The following is a 16,322-nucleotide window of genomic DNA, read 5'->3' on the forward strand; positions in this document are numbered from 1 at the left end:
GTAATAACCCATCAATGACATGACAAAAAAGATCAAACACGCCCGTGCTGTCGCCACCCTAGTGAGTGATGGCGACGGTACTGAGCAGATCCTTGGATTTGCGTGCTTTTCAAGAGGCTCAGGTCTTTGAAGTGGAACCAGAGGTGACAGGCACCGGATCCAGTTGTCGGCCCATTTCGCAGATCAGAAACGCGATTGAGTCTGCATTGCACAAAATAGTGTCGATTCGCAAATTAGTATTCTGTGGGTTCAGGAAGGCATCGCGAGCTTCATCCATTGTCTTGCAGCCTGTCGTTTTGAGAATGCTTTTGCCCACATGCTCCAGACCCACAATCGAGTCCAGACCTTCCCATAAGTCCAGTTCACTGTTCCAGCATGGAAACAATTGTTCCTTGGGGGTCGTCAGGGAGAGTGCCGCTCGCTGGAAGTCCAGTTGAGTCTGTTTCAGTTTTGCGCTGAAAATAGCTATTGAGGTGACAAGATCGGAGAACGGACGCCTTGATTCGAGTGTGGCGATATCCACGGTCTTTGAATAAAGGTGGGAGAACTCATGAATCAGGGTAGCCGCCTGGGCATGGGTGTCGATGTCGAAAGGCTCAGTCAAAAAAGACTTGTATTCATCGAGTTGCTGATTGAAAAACCTGTCCGTGAAATGCACATTCATCTGCGAGTCGTCATGGATGACAAAAGCAAGGGTGTTGTCGGCCCGGTATCTGTTTGAACCGACCACAAAGCGATCGGTACTCATCAAATCCTCGTTTGGGTCCACGAGCGCTTTACAAATAGGTACGATGACTTTGTTGATTTTTTCAAGAACATTGGCGTCGATTTTGTCAACTTCAAAAAAGGTTTTGAGGAAGGTGTCCAGCCGCGTCCCCGGCCTCATGTTTTTGAGCTGCACCAGGTTATGCAAACTGTTAAAAGCGTAGTAGCGAGCCAGGTCTATGGCTTGCACGATCATGCGTGCTTTTTCCGGGTGTTTTGTCCGAATGTCTTCCATTCCTCGCGCTTCAATATTCAGTACGCTGCTGACTGCGCGACTGGAAACATATTGACTGTGCATTTTCGACAGGGCTTTTCCGAGACAACGCTCGCCTCATTCTCGAACTCGGTGAACGGCGAGTCAGCGTGATAGGGGGCATACAGGACTTGCGGGCCTTTCTGGCCGGAGCCGGGGCCGATCAGGTACAGGCCCAGTGTCTTGACGGCTGCTGCGCCGACAGTCTTGATCAGCTCCAGCGGGCGGACGATGGCGTGGGCACCTTCGACAGCAGCCCGGGCGATAGCGTCCGGCATGTCCATAACCTGTCGAATCAAGTCGAAGCCGCTATCGGAAATACGTTGCTGCAGCTTCTGCGCATGGGCGTGTTGCATCAATTGCCAAGGCAATTGCCGAACGAAGCGCAGTGTTCGAGTGTCGGCTTCGGCGCTTTTGTTCGATAAGCTGTCGGTCACCTCTTTTGCGTAGGTTTGCTGAATGTTCAGTGACAGCAGAAGTTGCCTGACCGCCGCCTGGTCCAGGCCTTCTGGAAGGGATTGCGTGGTTTTCGATGCGATCTTGAATCCTGTGCCCTGGGCAACATTGACATGATTCAAGGCAAATTCCGTCAAGGATCGAGCGGAGCCGGCCAAGGTCAGGTTGGGGGTGATTTCGATGTCATCGGGGTCCGGCAGAGCCCCGGAGAACCGGCTGCCGAGCAGCGACACCAATGTGTCATGCACGTACGATCGCAGGGGCTTCATGCCATGCAGGTAGTCTTTGTCATCGTTGACGCTGTTGCGATATTGCTCCAGCAATTCGATGTGCAATTGCAGGTCCTCGACGGGGGCCATTCCGAGCCAGGCAGGCAAGGACTGCTGACGGGTAATCGCCCGCGCGATCAAGGTGGCTCTGCGCAAGTTGGTGTCGACCACCGTTTTTGTCAAGGTTTCAAGGGCTTTGGTCTGTTTTGCAGCGTCCAGCTTCAGGCTGCGCAGGTGTTCGCAACGTTCCAGGAAGTGGTCGATGGACGATTGTGATGCCTGCTGGAGAACATGATCCTCAATCAGTCGCAACGCGCCGAGCGAATAGCGCTGGTGGAAGGAGCGTTGGGCAGGGGGAAGGTTTTCCAACAGCGCCAAGCGTTTGCGCGGATCAAGCAGACGCCGATCCAGCTCCTGCTTTGCAAGGCTGACGGTATCAAAGACTTCCAGGCCCTGCGCGGATGTCCATAGAATCGTTCGGCCCGAATGCTGAGGGTCGAGCCCGCCACGCTCGGTCAACAGCAAGCAATTGGCCAAGGGCAGGAGGTTCGTTTGGCCGGAGCACTCAAGGGTCAATGAATAGACGTCAGGCCGGAATCCCTTGAGAGAGCGACGGCTTTTACGATCCGGCTGATCTGGATCGAGCACCGTCACGACAATAGCCCGATCCGTATCGCCCAACGTTGCGTCGAGTACCCGAAGATGGGCTTCCCCGCATACGCCTACGGAGAGGGCGTGAGCCAGGCGGGGCTTTAAGTTATCCAGATAGACCCGCTGCAGTGCCAGCGGGGTGACGGGTTGGGACGCGAAGTCCGTACTGATCAGCGCTTCGATATCGCTGTAGGTTTTCACGAACCCCGCCGCCTTGTCTGCCAGCACCATGGAGGGCTGTTGATTACCTGACAATACCGGTCGCGTACTCCAGCGTCCTTTAGCATCCAGCGCCGGCAGTTGCTCGCTGATCATTGAGCGTATGTCCAGCGCCTTATCGAACAAGGCGTTGATGTCCACGATGCCGTCGCTGTGACGGAAAACCTGCAGGGCATATTCAATGTTCTGCTGTTGCTTGGTGATGATCGCCTCGAACAGCTTCTTGAAAATCGAACCGGAAATGGCCTCCCCGGTGACATTCGGCTGATCAAAACCGATGAAGCGGTGGCGTTCCTCCAGACTCAGGAGGTTGTAGAGCTCATCCTCGTGACCGGCCGCGCTGAATTTGCTCAGCAAGGTGTCTTTGAGGTCCTGATAGTCTTTCAGCACCTGCAGCCCCTGAATGGGGGAGTAGAGAAACGCATTGCTGCCACTGATTATCAGCGAGCCTGCCAGCTCTACATAATTGTCCTTGTATTCCCACAGGCGCACGGTTTCGATGGTCAGCGTCTCGAACGTTCGGCTGGTCGGCTTGATCAGCAAATGCAAGTCCTGGCTTTGTTCAGGCGTGATGATCTCGGCTTCGCGCTTGAGCAAGAGCTCTGCTCGCGCCTTTTCGGCGATGGCCTTGCTGAAAAACTCGCGACGTGACGTGCCATCGACACTCAAGGCGTCCCAGTAGCCTTCCATTTGCCCGGAAAGCAGGCTGATCAACTTTTTGGAAGCCGTGACTACAGCGGTTTCCCAGTGTTGCTGGTCAGTGGTCACTGAGTGCTTTCCCGGATGGGAAAACTCATGTGATTGGCCTGACGGCCAGCGTTGATTGCGGTAGTACAACAGCACCGCCTCCCTCAAGGATATGGAGTTGATCAAGCGCCGCGTCGGAGGGCTTTCCTTATCTTGTTCATCGGTCGCAGCGGTGAAATAGAAACTGACCTGGGTCTGGCTCTGATCCAGGCCGGGGAACGCTGACTTCAACAGTTCATCCAGCACTGCATCGAGCAACGAAGCCAGTGTCGGCAGCACTTTGAGCTCATCGAGCAGAGCCCGATCGTTCATTGTCTGGTATGCGGTGATGGTGTTGCTCTGGTCTTCGAACACATCGCCTTCGAGGGTTTGAAAGGTCACCTCGATATCGGCGGCATCTGCCAGCGTTTTGCGATGAGACAACGACATGAACGCCAGCAGGTCGTCGTCCTCGGTTGCATTCTTCAGCTGACTGTTCAGCTCTTCGGTCAAGGTTGTGCGGTTGTCGAATTTCTGTATGCCGGCATAAGGGGTGTAGAGAATCACGCCCTTGTCATCCGGAGTGGCGCTCAGCACAAAACTGCCGGCCAGTGGCACGGGGTCCAGATCATTGGTTTTGAGCAGGATTTTTTCGGCGAGCATGGGCGGCGTTTCTTTACTGCGTAATGTGTGGCTGGCCAGTTGCACGTGACTGAGCCATTCGAAATCCTTTTGCGTCAGTCCATGGGTTTGGCCAAGCTTCCTCCAAAGGCCGCGAGACTTCAGGGCCTGAGGGAAAAACATCGGAGTAACAGAAGTAGACATTGTCGAGTCTCGTTCAGGGCGCAATTTTTGAAATGCGCCAGTGGGATTGAGCATCGAGACTAAAAGTCATAGGGGAGTGGAAGGTGGTAAATAATTACCGCACAGCCTGCCGGTGATCGTGCAAACCTGAGAAAAAAGCACAGCCGTGCGGGGACAACCTCCACGGATCAATCGTAAAGTTGACAGGTCGCTCGTCGCGCGTTGTTAATCAGCGGGTCTTCGTACGCTGTTGCCCCCTCAAATAATTATTCTGGAGCTTCAGATGTCTGCGCCACACGATCATGTGTCTACTGCGGTTTCGCCAAACCTGTCCTTCGAAGCACTGACGGCGTTGCTCGAGCAGATCTTCCAGCGCCACGGCACCTCAGCCGATGTCGCCAGAATCCTGGCCCTCAACTGCGCCGGTGCCGAGCGCGACGGGGCTCATAGTCATGGTGTTTTCCGCATTCCCGGTTATGTGTCGACGCTGCAAAGCGGCTGGGTCAATGGTCAGGCGGTGCCGGTGGTCGAGGACGTGGCCTCGGGTTTCGTCCGGGTTGACGCCGCTAATGGTTTTGCCCAACCGGCCCTCATGGCAGCGCGGTCATTGCTGGTCGAGAAAGCCCGCAGTGCCGGCATTGCAGTGCTGGCCATCCGTAATTCCCACCATTTCGCCGCCTTGTGGCCAGACGTCGAGCCATTTGCCGATGAAGGGCTGGTGGCATTGAGCGTGGTCAACAGCATGACCTGCGTGGTGCCACACGGCGCCGATCGGCCATTGTTCGGGACCAACCCGATTGCCTTCGCCGCCCCTCGTGCCGGTGGTAATCCAATCGTTTTCGACCTCGCAACCAGCGCCATCGCCCATGGCGATGTACAGATTGCCGCCCGTAAAGGCGAGCGTTTGCCGGCAGGCATGGGCGTGGACAGCCTCGGCCAGCCGACCCAGGACCCGAAAGCGATCCTTGAGGGTGGCGCCTTGCTGCCATTTGGCGGGCACAAAGGTTCGGCACTGTCGATGATGGTGGAGCTGTTGGCGGCGGCGTTGACTGGCGGCAATTTCTCTTTTGAGTTCGACTGGTCGAACCATCCGGGGGCGAAAACACCCTGGACGGGTCAACTGCTGATCGTGATCGACCCGAGCAAGTCGGCGGGGCAGAATTTTGCCGAGCGCAGTGAGGAACTGGCTCGGCAAATGCACGGTGTGGGGCTCAAGCGACTACCGGGTGATCGGCGTCATCAGCAGCGCGCCAAAGCCAAGGATGAAGGCATTGGGCTCGATGCTCAAACACTGGCAAATCTGCGGGAGCTGGCCGGGTTCTAGAGGGACAGTGTTTTTTTGTAGGTGCAGGTCCAGTGTTTCCCGCTTAACGCCGTCCCAACAACAGCCCCACCACCAAACCGAACCCGGCGGAGATGGCCACGGTTTGCCAGGGATGACCGCCGATGTAGATTTCGGTGGCGTCGACGGCGGGTTGGGTTCGGTCACGTACGTTTGCGACTGAGCTGCGGGCCTGCTGGAGTTTCTGGGCGATTTGCCCACGAAGGGTGTCCGCTTCCTCACCGACCAGTGAAGCACTGCTCTTGAGCAGTTTTTCCGATTCTTCGATCAGGGCCTGAAGTTCGCTGAAGACCTGATCCTTGATTTGATCCTCGGCGACTTGATCGATGATTTTTCGGGCCATTGGAGTACTCCTTGCAGGTGAATGGACAGTGAACAATGGAGTCTGCCGCCATGGCAAAAGTTGCAGCAATTTTGCCAGGCGACTCAACCCTGAAGAAAAATCCAGCGCAGGACATTTCCTCCTACAGTGTAAGATGTCGCCTATTTTACGCAGCAGGTATCTTCCATGAGCTTCAATCTGGCCGACAAACCCCTTGCCGAGCGCGCGGCGCTTGAAGATGAAAAGTCCCGTTTGTTCGAGCTCTGGCAAAACAACTTGGGTAAATCCAAGGGTGAAGCCGCACGGTTGTTCGGTGAGCGTGCCAAGCGCAAAGGCAAATGGGCCGAATGGGTGCGCTCCGAACTCGACGGCATGTCGCCCCCGGAATTCGCCAACATGGTGCGCAGTGAAGTCAATCGGCTGATGGCCGCTAAATAAGCTTCCAGCACTGACAGTTTCGAATCCGCCGAAGATCAAAAGATCGCAGCCTGCGGCAGCTCCTACGGGTGGGAAAAGGTCGCGATAATCGCCTCGCGCACTCTGAGCACCACCGGATCGAGCTGCGTAATGGTGCGCCAGCCCAGTTCGATCGGATAGCGTGGCAATGCCAGAGGGCAGGGCAGCAGCGCCAGTCCGCTGAGCGCAGCGATACTTCGAGCCGCGTGGGCCGGGATGGTCGCCACCGCCTGACTGCCCTTGAGCAGATGCGGCAATGCGGCAAAGTGCGTGGTTGACGCGCATACCCGCCGACTCAGTCCCAACGCCGCCAGGCCTTCATCGGTAATTCCGATAAAACCGCCCGATGACACCAGAATGTGCTCGCGGGCGACGAACGCTTCAAGGCTGAGCGTCTCCTGTCCTTCGGCCAGACTGAAGGGATCCACCAGACACAGATAATCGCCTTCACCCAGCACCTGACGACTGAGCAAACGCTCGGCAAACCCGCCTGCCGTGATCGCCAGATCGATACTGCGTTCCATCAAGGCCTGGGCGACGATCTGGCTATGGGTTTGGCGAAAGATCAGCCGCAGTTTCGGCGCGCGATCAGCGATCTCGTCAATCAATCGTCGCCCGTAGGCGATTTCGAAATCATCCGACAAACCCACCGTCACCGAGCGTCCGTCGTAATGATTCGCCGCCGGATCGACCATCGCCAGGCTCTGGCGGCATTTATTCAGCGCATCGCTGACCACCGGTTTCAACTGGTTAGCCTTGAGCGTCGGTGCAAGGCCGCGACCGGTGCGCACGAACAACTGATCGCCATACACCTCTCGCAATCGACGCAACGCCGCGCTGACCGCCGATTGCGTCACGCCCAGACGCAGCGCGGCTCGGCTGGCGCTGGATTCTTCATGCAGCGCTTCGAAGACTTTGAGCAGATTGAGATCGACGGTCACGATATTCATTGGGTTCATATCATTCAGCAGTGAGTCGGGCTTTATTCATGATCCTGTGGCGCCGGAGAATGAGCAACACCTCATTACTGACGGAGTCACCGCGATGCCCAAGTCTATCGTTGCTGCCCTGCAAATCGGCGCCTTGCCCGGCGGCAAGGCCGATACCCTCGATCAAATCCTCTCCTGGGAAACCGCCATTATCGAATCCGGCGCCGCACTGGTGGTCATGCCGGAGGCGTTGCTCGGCGGGTACCCCAAGGGCGAGGGTTTCGGCACGCAACTCGGCTATCGACTGCCAGAGGGGCGGGAAGCGTTTGCGCGGTATTTCGACAACGCCATCGACGTGCCCGGTGCCGAGACTGAAGCCTTGGCCGGATTGTCCTCACGCACTGGCGCCAATCTGGTGATCGGCGTGATCGAGCGCGCGGGCAGCACCTTATACTGCACCGCGTTGTATTTCGATCCGCAGGCCGGGCTGGTCGCCAAGCACCGCAAACTGATGCCCACCGGCACCGAGCGACTGATCTGGGGCAAGGGCGATGGCTCGACCTTGCCGGTGATCGATAGCCGGGTCGGGCGAATCGGCGCCGTGGTGTGCTGGGAAAACATGATGCCGCTGCTGCGCACCGCGATGTACGCCAAAGGCGTAGAGGTCTGGTGCGCGCCGACGGTGGACGAGCGGGAAATGTGGCAGGTCAGCATGCGCCACATCGCCCATGAAGGACGCTGCTTTGTGGTCAGCGCCTGTCAGGTCCAGGCCTCACCGCAAGCTTTGGGCGTGGAAATCGCCAACTGGCCGGCACAGCGTCTGTTGATTGCCGGCGGCAGCGTGATTGTCGGGCCCATGGGCGACATCCTCGCCGGACCGCTGCGTGACAAGGCGGGTTTACTGAGCGCCGAAATCGACACCGACGACCTGATCCGCGCCCGTTATGACTACGACGTGGTCGGGCATTACGCGCGCCCGGACGTGTTTGAGTTGACGGTGGATGAGCGGGCCAAACCGGGCGTGCGTTTTATCTGAGGCGCAGCCACTCTTCGCGGGTGATTTCCCAGAGTTCCTTCGGGAGTCGCCCGCTGACAAAGTCGCCTTCATCAGTGTGTATCAAGCGCATGCCGGTACGTTCCGAGAGTTTGCGCGAGCCGATATTCGGCGCCGCTTTCGGCACGCGCAGTAACGGCCGGCCGAGTGTTTCGAACCAGTACTCGGTCACCGCCGCACTGGCTTCAGCCATCAATCCCTGGCCTTGCCATTGCGGGGTCAGCCAGAAGCCGCGGTTGTTGTCCTGTTCATTCATCAGGCTGACATTGCCGATCAGCTGATCGGGGGCTGACTTCAAGCGGATCGACCAGTGCCATTCTTCGCCACGGGCCATCGCCGGCAGGGCAATATCACGCAGATAAGTCAACGCGCCGTCGGCGGGATAAGGCCACGGCACCAGGACGTTCAGGTAACGCACCACGTCCCAGTGGGGGAAATGTCGCTGAATGGCCTCGGCATCGGCCAGTTCCAACGGACGCAAAATCAGCCTGTCGGTGTAGAGCGTTGGAGCAGTGTGCATCGTGGATGACCTCCTTGTAGGGACGGGCGCTGCGCATCATGCGCAGCGTCGATTGTCCGTCTAGTCTCTAGGCGTTCACACCCCTGTCAACGGATGGACTGCCCATGAGTTTGTTACTCGGCCCGATTCTGCAGTTTCGTGGCATCAACAGTAATGTTTATAACGTGTCTGCTCTAGTGGTTTTACCCTTGGGCGCGACATCACCCAGCGTAAAAGTACCCGGCGGTGTCACTGCCCGCAAACCGTTGGCCACCGCCGATATCCCGTTGCTCAATCCTCAGTACCGCGTCTGGCGCATCGATTTAAAAGCGCTGCAAGACCAGGATGTCGCCACTACTTACACGATCAAGATAGAGGGCGCGGAGGCCAACTTCGTCGTTCCGGCCGAGGGGCAATCGCCGCGCATGGCTTATGTGTCGTGCAACGGTTTCTCGGACCCCAAGGAGATGGAGAAAGTGGACCGGAACAATGAGCGCTGGGAACACCTGTGGGGGGCTCATCAAAGCAAGCCTTATCACCTGTTGTTGATGGGGGGCGATCAGGTTTACAGCGACGATATGCGCAGCAATGTGTCGTCGATGAAAACATGGTTTGCCAAACCCTTCGCCGACCGTCGAAAGGCGGTCTACAGCAAGGTGATCGAAGCCGATCTGGACAAGTTCTTCACCAGACTCTACCTGGAGCACTGGAAGCAGCCTGAGGTTGCGAAGCTGCTCAGCGCCGTTCCGACGGTGATGATGTGGGATGACCATGACATCATCGATGGCTGGGGTTCTTACGATGAGATTCTGCATTCAAGCCCGGTGTTCCAGGGGCTGTTTGCCACGGCCAAACGCTATTTCAGGATTTTCCAGCAGCAACTGATCCAGACTCATCCTCACCTCAAACCGTCCGCTGATACTCATCCCTGTGCCATTCCCGACACCGCCGACGGCTTTCACCTGGGGTTTACCGGCCTAGGCGAATTGGCATTGCTGGTTCCTGACTTGCGCAGTGAGCGTGCGCCGGATTTGACGACCCCGCCGGCTCGGCAAACCCGGATCATTTCGCCCGTCAGTTGGGATGCGATTTATGCCTGGCTGGGCAAGCTCAAAGGGCATAAGCACTTGCTGCTGATGTCGAGTATTCCCGTGGGTTACCTGGATTTGCAGGCGGCCGAAAAGGCACTGGACCTGATTTCGGGGCAACAGGAGCTTGAGGACGATTTACGCGACCATTGGCGAAGCCAGCCCCACCGAGACGAACGCAAGCGGCTGATCATGCGTTTGCTGGATTTTGCCAATAGCGAATCCTGCAAGGTCACGCTGGTGTCCGGTGATGTTCATGTGGCAGGGGCCTGCGTGATCGAATCGAAGTTGTCCCGGCATAACATCGACGGCGCAGGAACGATCTACCAACTGATATCGACCGGGGTCGTGCATCCTTCACCGCCGGTGCTGGCGGTGCAGTTTCTGGAGTCCATTGGCAAGCACCAGGAACAGATCGACTACGCCGTCACCGGAACACTGTTGCCCATCGGCGCACGGGGACGTTACCTGATCGCCGCTCGAAACTGGCTGGCGATAGAGCCGGATGAAGATGGCACTGGAAAAAGTCGGCTATGGGCCCACTGGCACGTAGAAGGTCTCAAACATTGCGTGACCCAGGTGATCGACCCCGTTAAATCGCGGGCCGAACCGTGAGCGCTACCACGCGTCGGTAGTCGGTCTTGGCAGGCTGAGTTTGCCGCGATCAACGAAACGCATTGTGCCAAACACGCCGCTGGCCAGTTTGCCTCGAAGCACATACGGTAGATTGTCCAGTGTCTGCGTCTGACTCAGCCCGAGGGTCTGACGCAGCACCGAGAAGGCTGAAACGCTCACTGGCACCACGATCACCGCTTCGGAAAACCGTGGGATCGAGCCCGATTGGTCGCTGACGCCGGAGGCTAGCGATTGACCGTTCACCTCCAGATCCAGGGCGACGCCGTTGTAGTCGACCGCCGTTTCATTAGGGTTTTGCACGCGCAGTTTTAGCGCAAATCGCACTTCCAGCTCCTGGCTTGGCAGCGGCTCGATACCGACTACGTTGATGTTCAGCGGGTCGCGATGGGGGAACAGGGCGCAGGCGCTCAGGGAGAGCAGCAGGAAGGACAGGGCAAACAATCTGCGCATGGACAGGCTCTCGAACAGGAAGTTATTCAGCACGATAGCGCACAACGCGCTAACAGTGATTCGAAGATGTTGCGCAGCCTGTTATGACGCGAAGCTTTTCAGGCGGCCAGTCGCTCCTGCCAGTTTCTGACGGCAGCCTCTGCTAAGCTCCGACGATTTTTCAGCAAAGAGCCTGCCGACCGTGTCGCGAACCACTCGTTTACTGACTTTGCTACAAGTGCTACGGGGCAAAAGTCGCCCGGTGACTGCCGCGACATTGGCCAGCGAACTGGAGATTTCCGAACGCACGCTCTACCGCGACATCGCGGAACTCACCGCGCTCGGCGCACCGATTTTTGGCGAGGCGGGGATCGGTTATGTGTTGCGCAGTGGTCTGTTCCTGCCGCCCTTGATGCTCAATGCCGATGAAACCGAAGCTATCGTGCTCGGGCTGCGCTACGTGGATCAGCGTGGCGATGAGGTTTTGAGCAAAGCTGCGGCCGATGCCTTGGCAAAAATCGCCGCGGTACTCGACCCCGTGGCCCAGGATGCCTTGCGCAACCCGACGGTGCTGCCAGGGCCACCAGGTTATGGCTATCCGCAAAATGCCGTGCCCTTGAACGTGTTTCGCCAAGCCATCCGCGATCAGGCCAAGCTGCACATCGATTACGCGGACGCCAACCAGGTGCCGAGTCAGCGGCTGATCTGGCCATTGGCCCTGGGTTTTCTCAACGAAGTGCGAATCATCGTCGCCTGGTGTGAATTGCGCAGTGCCTATCGCACCTTTCGCACCGACCGGATCTCGGCCGCCAGCGAGCAGGGCGAACGCTATCCGGGGCGGCGCAGCGACCTGTTGCGCACTTGGCGCAAGCAAATGCAACTGGACGAAGCAGGGCGTTTCACTCCTGACAAGAACTGACACAGGCTTGTTTTAGCATGGCGCCAGAATCAACTCACAAGGAGTCGTAAACATGTCCAGTCCAGCCTCTTCACTGGCCCCCGCCATCGCCGCCTACATTGCCGCCACCAATACTCGCGACACGTCGAGGGTTGCCAGTTTTTTCGCTGAGGATGCCAACGTGTTCGATGAGGGGCAGCATCAGGTCGGCACACAAGCCATCGCCCAATGGATGCAAGCCACCGCACAACGTTATCAGCCCCGGGTCGAGGTGCTCGACGTTCAGCTGCGCACCGGCAAAGTGCTGGTGCACAACCTGATCTCCGGTACCTTTCCAGGTAGCCCGCTGGAACTGCGCTACATGTTCCGCCTCAATGAACAGGGCAAAATCGCCCGGCTGGATATCTCGCTGTAGCTCGCTCCCACAGGCATTGAGCTTCGCTAGCTGCTATATACTGCCGCGCATGAATGTCGACTCTCCCTTAAGCGCCTGGCAACACGCCATTGAACAGAAGGGCTTCGTCCAGGACGAAGCTCAGGAACACGCTGTATGGGCGCTGCAAAAATGTCACGAAGCCTTGCATGAAAACCGCACGCCTACCGGCGTGTACCTCTGGGGCCCGGTGGGGCGCGGCAAGACCTGGTTGATGGATCAGTTTTATCTAAACCTGCGCGTCCCGTCCCGGCGTCAGCACTTTCATCATTTCATGGGCTGGGTGCACCAGCGCTCCTTTCAATTGACCGGCATCGCCGATCCGTTGAAAGCGCTGGCCCGCGAGCTGAGCGAGGAAGTGCGCGTACTGTGTTTCGATGAACTGTTCGTCAACGACATCGGTGACGCCATCATTCTCGGGCGTTTGTTTCAGGTGATGTTCGAGGAGGGCGTGGTGGTGGTCTGCACCTCCAATCAGCCGCCGGACCAGCTGTACGCGGATGGCTTCAACCGTGACCGCTTCGTGCCGGCCATTACCGCAATCAAGCAGCACATGCAGGTGATTGCGGTGGATGGCGGGGAAGATCACCGCCTGCACCCTGGCGCCGGGTTGCAACGTTACTGGGTGAATGTACCGGGTCAACCCGGTGCCTTGAGCGAGGTATTCAAAGCCTTGACCGCCGGCCAGTCGTTGTCCAGCGTTCCGCTCAAGATCGGCTACCGTTCAGTCAATATCATGCAGGCCAGTCAAACGGTGCTCTGGTGCCGTTACGGCGAACTCTGTGAGCAGCCATTTGCTGCCATGGACTTCATGGCGCTGTGCGACACCTTCAGCGCTATTCTGTTGAGCGACGTGCCCAACCTCAGCGCGCAAAAACGCGAAGGGCGCATTGCCCGCGGCACTGAAGACGGTGTCGAGCGGGTGGCGGCGGGTGATCGCCAGTTGCCGCAGTTATCGGTGCATGACGACGGTGTGCGTCGGTTTATTGCCCTGGTGGACGAATGCTATGACCGCAAGGTGCCGCTGTACCTCGAAGCGCAGGTGCCGATGGAGGCGCTGTACACCGAGGGCTATTTGCAGTTTCCATTTCGCCGCACCCTGAGTCGCTTGCAGGAAATGCAGCTCAAACGTTTCGTCGAGGCTTGATGGCTGGGGGCTTTTGAGAGAGAACGATCACCACAGGATCCAGTTGTCGGCACCCCGGCACTCGCGATAAGGTCGCAGGACCTTTCAGTGCGCAAGAGGCGAACTGGGGCAACTTGTGTGATTGAGGGTGGAAATGGAATCCGCAGAAATTCTTGTGCTTCAGGCCAGCTACACCAACCCGGTGCATGCCGAGGCGATTTGTCTTGTATTGAACCACTACGCCGAAGACCCGATGGGCGGCGGTCATCCGTTACCCGCTCACAGGTTGCAACAACTGCCAGGGGAGTTGGCCAAACGTCCCCATGCTTTCAGCGTACTGGCATTTGTCGGCGGTGAGCCGGCAGGGCTGGTCAACTGCTTTGAAGGTTTTTCGACCTTCGCCTGTCGACCGCTGGTCAACGTGCACGATGTGGCCGTGGTGTCGAAGTTTCGCGGGTTGGGGCTGAGCCAGAAGATGCTGCACAAAGTCGAGGACATCGCACGCCAGCGCGGCTGCTGCAAAATGACTCTGGAAGTACTCGAAGGCAATGCGGTGGCTCAGGCGTCCTATGGCAAATTCGGCTTTTCGCCAGGCATGTTCGACCCGGTGCATGGGCGGATGCTGTTCTGGACCAAGGCGCTTTAGTCCGCAGTCCAAATGAACCGCTTTTTGTAGGAGCCAGCGGTGCGGCGATCCGACTTGCCGCACCGCTGGCTCCTACAAAAAGAATTACTGTTGAACGACTGCCGGCGTGACAGGCGCGCCCTTGGGTTTCATCAGGCTGAAGTCGATCAACGGCCGCTGCTGACGCTCATAAGGGTTGCCGATCATCAATGGCCGAGGCTTGAAACTGTCGCTGACCAGGCTTTTGCTGCGGTCCAGTTCATCGAAACTCAGGCCCGCCAGATCCGCCCAGGTGTGAATCAGCTGGGAACTGCTGTACGGCCGACCCAGATCACCGGCAAAACTCCAGTCATGGGTTTCGCGCCATTTCGGCGAGGCCCAGGCCATGAAGGGAATGGTGTACATCGGTGCGGTCGGCTTGTTCTCGTTACGACCCAGGGTTGTATGACCCGCGGAGTCGAAAACGTCTTCGCCGTGGTCGGAGAGGTACAGCAGGAAGCCGTTCGGATCAGACTTGGCGTAGTCCTTGATCAGGCTCGACACCACGAAGTCGTTGTACAGCACCGCGTTGTCATAGCTGTTGTACGTCGGCACCTGGTCGTCACGCACGCCCTCGGGAACACCTTTGCGGTCGGTGAACTTGTCGAACGTCGGCGGATAACGGTACTGGTAGCTCATGTGCGTGCCGAGCAAATGCACGACGATTAACTTGCGTGGTGCCGCGTCAGCCAAAGCCTTGTGGAATGGCTCGATCACGTCGCCATCGTATTGGGCGGCGTTCTGGTTGCGGTTGTTGTTTAAATACACCTGCTCGTCGGCCTGCTCGGAGAAGGTCGTGAGCATGGTGTTGCGCTTGGTCATGGTCTGCTGGTTGGTGATCCAGAACGTCTTGTAACCTGCCTGTTTCATCATGCTGACCAGCGATGGGGTCGTCAGGTAGAGGTCAGGGTTCTCTTCGTCGGCGAACGTCAGCACCTGCTGCAAGGCTTCGATGGTGTAGGGGCGTGGGGTGATGACGTTATCGAAAACCGCCAGTTGATCTTTGAGTTTGTCCAGTTCCGGGGTGGTTTGCCGAGGGTAACCGTACAGGCTCATGCGCTGACGGTTGGTGGACTCACCGATCACCAGCACCAGGGTCGCCGGCTGATTGGCCATTGAATCGGTGAGGTTTTTGAGCGGTGCAATCTTGCTGGCGCTGTCGAGCATGTCTTGCATGCCGGCCAGGGTATCGAGGTAACGGTGATAGGCCACCGCCATCTGCCACGGCACCGCGGGTTCGATGCGGGTTTCGAATTTCTCGAAGCCGCCCGCCAGGCTGCCAGTGCGCGCGGTTTGCTTGAGCAGCGGGTAACCGACTACCGCCAGCAGAATCGCCGTGGCTGCGACCAAGGCCTGGCCGCGTGGCAGGTACACCGGGCGCAAACGGGTCCAAAGGAAATACGAGAACGCGGTATGGGCGAGGAATGCCAGTACCATCCACCAGGCAAAATACTGGGTCATGTACTCGCCGGCTTCAGACACGTTCGATTCGAACATGATGAAGATGACGCTCTGGGAAAATTCCTGCTGATAGATAAAGAAATAACCGAGACTGGCCATCGAGCAGGCCCACAGCACCACGCCGATCAGCGCGGCCATCACACGTGTTTGCTTGGGAAATAGCAGCATGGGCGCGAGCCAGATGGCGCTCATCACAAAGGCCTGACGAAACCCGGTAAAACCGGAAGTGCCCGTCAGTTGAATCAGCAGTTGGGTAATGCCCGAAAAATACCAGAAGAACAGAAATAACCAGAGAAATCCTGCCCAATCAAAACCATTCGCAGATGTTTTGCTGCGTTTAAACAAAGCCATTCAGCACTCCAGCCTGATGATTACTTCGGCCGTCGGCACTTTCCTTATCGCCGACGAACGGGCGCCGCGCGGATACCGAGCGGCCACAATGAGCCGGAGTATCGACAAGCAGGTGTGAAAACTTTGTGAGTTGCCGGAGCTGGCAGGTTTACTGCGGATCGGAAACAGCGGTAGCTGTTTCCGATAAAAATAAGGGGGTCAGGCGTGGGGAGTGCGTTGGGTGACAGGCAAGGGCTGAGCTTGATTGCCTTGGGTCAGCAGGCGCAATTGCGCGACTTCCCGCTTCAACTGGTCGCGCTCATCTTTCAACTGGCGCAGTTCATCACGACGGATTGTGACGTAAAGGGTTTGTGCTGGCAGTGCTGTGTGTACGGTGCCCATTGCTCACCTCGCAAATGGCTGTCTCAACTATAAGTGCGCTTCGCAGATCGAGTGCTGACTTACTATCGGCGCCGATTTTGGTTTCTTTTGCCTCGGAAGGGAACTTTTTT

14 protein-coding genes and 1 pseudogene are annotated in these 16,322 nt (G+C 57.6%); 8 read left to right on the forward strand and 7 right to left on the reverse strand.

All coding sequences use genetic code 11. The annotated features are described in order from the left end of the window. Window positions 1–118 precede the first annotated feature (118 nt). Window positions 119–4,164 (reverse strand): annotated as a pseudogene (locus LOY56_RS11875) (dermonecrotic toxin domain-containing protein). 262 nt (window positions 4,165–4,426) lie between these two features. Here LOY56_RS11875 and LOY56_RS11880 point away from each other — a divergent pair. Continuing rightward, on the forward strand, window positions 4,427–5,467 hold the full coding sequence (locus tag LOY56_RS11880) for an Ldh family oxidoreductase (protein WP_258621997.1): 1,041 nt from the start codon (window positions 4,427–4,429) through the stop codon (window positions 5,465–5,467). A gap of 43 nt (window positions 5,468–5,510) precedes the next feature. On the opposite strand, the gene LOY56_RS11885 is transcribed toward LOY56_RS11880, so the two are convergent. Further along, window positions 5,511–5,828: a YqjD family protein gene (locus LOY56_RS11885; protein ID WP_258621999.1), complete on the reverse strand. Its 318-nt coding sequence runs from the start codon at window positions 5,826–5,828 to the stop codon at window positions 5,511–5,513. Between the two features lie 165 nt (window positions 5,829–5,993). Here LOY56_RS11885 and LOY56_RS11890 point away from each other — a divergent pair, with 165 nt between their 5' ends. Beyond that, window positions 5,994–6,245, forward strand: coding sequence for a hypothetical protein (locus LOY56_RS11890; protein ID WP_123359611.1), 252 nt, complete (start codon window positions 5,994–5,996; stop codon window positions 6,243–6,245). A 62-nt stretch (window positions 6,246–6,307) separates the two neighbouring features. On the opposite strand, the gene LOY56_RS11895 is transcribed toward LOY56_RS11890, so the two are convergent. After that, window positions 6,308–7,222: a LysR family transcriptional regulator gene (locus LOY56_RS11895; protein ID WP_258622001.1), complete on the reverse strand. Its 915-nt coding sequence runs from the start codon at window positions 7,220–7,222 to the stop codon at window positions 6,308–6,310. 85 nt (window positions 7,223–7,307) lie between these two features. On the opposite strand from LOY56_RS11895, the gene LOY56_RS11900 reads away from it, so the two are divergent. Then, window positions 7,308–8,228 carry a carbon-nitrogen hydrolase family protein gene (locus LOY56_RS11900; RefSeq protein WP_258622003.1) on the forward strand — a complete coding sequence of 307 codons (921 nt, stop codon included), beginning with the start codon at window positions 7,308–7,310 and terminating at the stop codon, window positions 8,226–8,228. On the opposite strand, the gene LOY56_RS11905 is transcribed toward LOY56_RS11900, so the two are convergent. Continuing rightward, window positions 8,221–8,766 carry a GNAT family N-acetyltransferase gene (locus tag LOY56_RS11905; RefSeq protein WP_258622005.1) on the reverse strand — a complete coding sequence of 182 codons (546 nt, stop codon included), beginning with the start codon at window positions 8,764–8,766 and terminating at the stop codon, window positions 8,221–8,223. The genes LOY56_RS11900 and LOY56_RS11905 overlap by 8 nt on opposite strands. A gap of 104 nt (window positions 8,767–8,870) precedes the next feature. Here LOY56_RS11905 and LOY56_RS11910 point away from each other — a divergent pair, with 104 nt between their 5' ends. Then, on the forward strand, window positions 8,871–10,448 hold the full coding sequence (locus tag LOY56_RS11910; RefSeq protein WP_258622006.1) for an alkaline phosphatase D family protein: 1,578 nt from the start codon (window positions 8,871–8,873) through the stop codon (window positions 10,446–10,448). Between the two features lie 3 nt (window positions 10,449–10,451). On the opposite strand, the gene LOY56_RS11915 is transcribed toward LOY56_RS11910, so the two are convergent. After that, window positions 10,452–10,919, reverse strand: a complete 468-nt coding sequence (locus tag LOY56_RS11915) for an LEA type 2 family protein (protein ID WP_258622008.1) — start codon at window positions 10,917–10,919, stop codon at window positions 10,452–10,454. 181 nt (window positions 10,920–11,100) lie between these two features. Here LOY56_RS11915 and LOY56_RS11920 point away from each other — a divergent pair, with 181 nt between their 5' ends. The 4 genes from LOY56_RS11920 (at window position 11,101) to LOY56_RS11935 (ending at window position 14,001) form a co-directional block, all read left to right on the forward strand. Continuing rightward, window positions 11,101–11,817, forward strand: a complete 717-nt coding sequence (locus LOY56_RS11920; protein WP_258622015.1) for a YafY family protein — start codon at window positions 11,101–11,103, stop codon at window positions 11,815–11,817. Between the two features lie 52 nt (window positions 11,818–11,869). Next, entirely contained in the window at window positions 11,870–12,211 is a 342-nt protein-coding gene (locus LOY56_RS11925; protein WP_258622017.1) for a nuclear transport factor 2 family protein, read from the forward strand. 49 nt (window positions 12,212–12,260) lie between these two features. Further along, window positions 12,261–13,376, forward strand: a complete 1,116-nt coding sequence (gene zapE / locus LOY56_RS11930) for a cell division protein ZapE (RefSeq protein WP_258622019.1) — start codon at window positions 12,261–12,263, stop codon at window positions 13,374–13,376. A 133-nt stretch (window positions 13,377–13,509) separates the two neighbouring features. Continuing rightward, window positions 13,510–14,001, forward strand: a complete 492-nt coding sequence (locus LOY56_RS11935) for a GNAT family N-acetyltransferase (protein ID WP_258622020.1) — start codon at window positions 13,510–13,512, stop codon at window positions 13,999–14,001. Between the two features lie 84 nt (window positions 14,002–14,085). Here the strand turns inward: LOY56_RS11935 and LOY56_RS11940 are convergent, their stop codons facing one another. Both LOY56_RS11940 and LOY56_RS11945 read right to left on the reverse strand, forming a co-directional pair. Beyond that, window positions 14,086–15,831, reverse strand: coding sequence for a phosphoethanolamine transferase CptA (locus LOY56_RS11940; RefSeq protein ID WP_258622027.1), 1,746 nt, complete (start codon window positions 15,829–15,831; stop codon window positions 14,086–14,088). Window positions 15,832–16,029: 198 nt separating this feature from the next. Continuing rightward, window positions 16,030–16,212 (reverse strand): DUF6026 family protein, encoded by a 183-nt coding sequence (locus tag LOY56_RS11945; RefSeq protein ID WP_258622034.1) that lies wholly within the window; start codon window positions 16,210–16,212, stop codon window positions 16,030–16,032. Window positions 16,213–16,322 lie beyond the last annotated feature (110 nt).

The sequence above is a fragment of the Pseudomonas sp. B21-048 genome, from assembly GCF_024748615.1.
In the GTDB taxonomy this organism is placed as follows: Bacteria; Pseudomonadota; Gammaproteobacteria; order Pseudomonadales; family Pseudomonadaceae; genus Aquipseudomonas.

Excerpts from the sequence above, each read along its gene's own strand:
- LOY56_RS11880 (WP_258621997.1), top strand. The coding sequence starts at position 4,427 with ATGTCTGCGCCACACGATCATGTGTCTACTGCGGTTTCGCCAAACCTG.
- LOY56_RS11885 (WP_258621999.1), bottom strand. The coding sequence starts at position 5,828 with ATGGCCCGAAAAATCATCGATCAAGTCGCCGAGGATCAAATCAAGGAT.
- LOY56_RS11890 (WP_123359611.1), top strand. The coding sequence starts at position 5,994 with ATGAGCTTCAATCTGGCCGACAAACCCCTTGCCGAGCGCGCGGCGCTT.
- LOY56_RS11895 (WP_258622001.1), bottom strand. The coding sequence starts at position 7,222 with ATGAACCCAATGAATATCGTGACCGTCGATCTCAATCTGCTCAAAGTC.
- LOY56_RS11900 (WP_258622003.1), top strand. The coding sequence starts at position 7,308 with ATGCCCAAGTCTATCGTTGCTGCCCTGCAAATCGGCGCCTTGCCCGGC.
- LOY56_RS11905 (WP_258622005.1), bottom strand. The coding sequence starts at position 8,766 with ATGCACACTGCTCCAACGCTCTACACCGACAGGCTGATTTTGCGTCCG.
- LOY56_RS11910 (WP_258622006.1), top strand. The coding sequence starts at position 8,871 with ATGAGTTTGTTACTCGGCCCGATTCTGCAGTTTCGTGGCATCAACAGT.
- LOY56_RS11915 (WP_258622008.1), bottom strand. The coding sequence starts at position 10,919 with ATGCGCAGATTGTTTGCCCTGTCCTTCCTGCTGCTCTCCCTGAGCGCC.
- LOY56_RS11925 (WP_258622017.1), top strand. The coding sequence starts at position 11,870 with ATGTCCAGTCCAGCCTCTTCACTGGCCCCCGCCATCGCCGCCTACATT.
- zapE (WP_258622019.1), top strand. The coding sequence starts at position 12,261 with ATGAATGTCGACTCTCCCTTAAGCGCCTGGCAACACGCCATTGAACAG.
- LOY56_RS11935 (WP_258622020.1), top strand. The coding sequence starts at position 13,510 with ATGGAATCCGCAGAAATTCTTGTGCTTCAGGCCAGCTACACCAACCCG.
- LOY56_RS11940 (WP_258622027.1), bottom strand. The coding sequence starts at position 15,831 with ATGGCTTTGTTTAAACGCAGCAAAACATCTGCGAATGGTTTTGATTGG.
- LOY56_RS11945 (WP_258622034.1), bottom strand. The coding sequence starts at position 16,212 with ATGGGCACCGTACACACAGCACTGCCAGCACAAACCCTTTACGTCACA.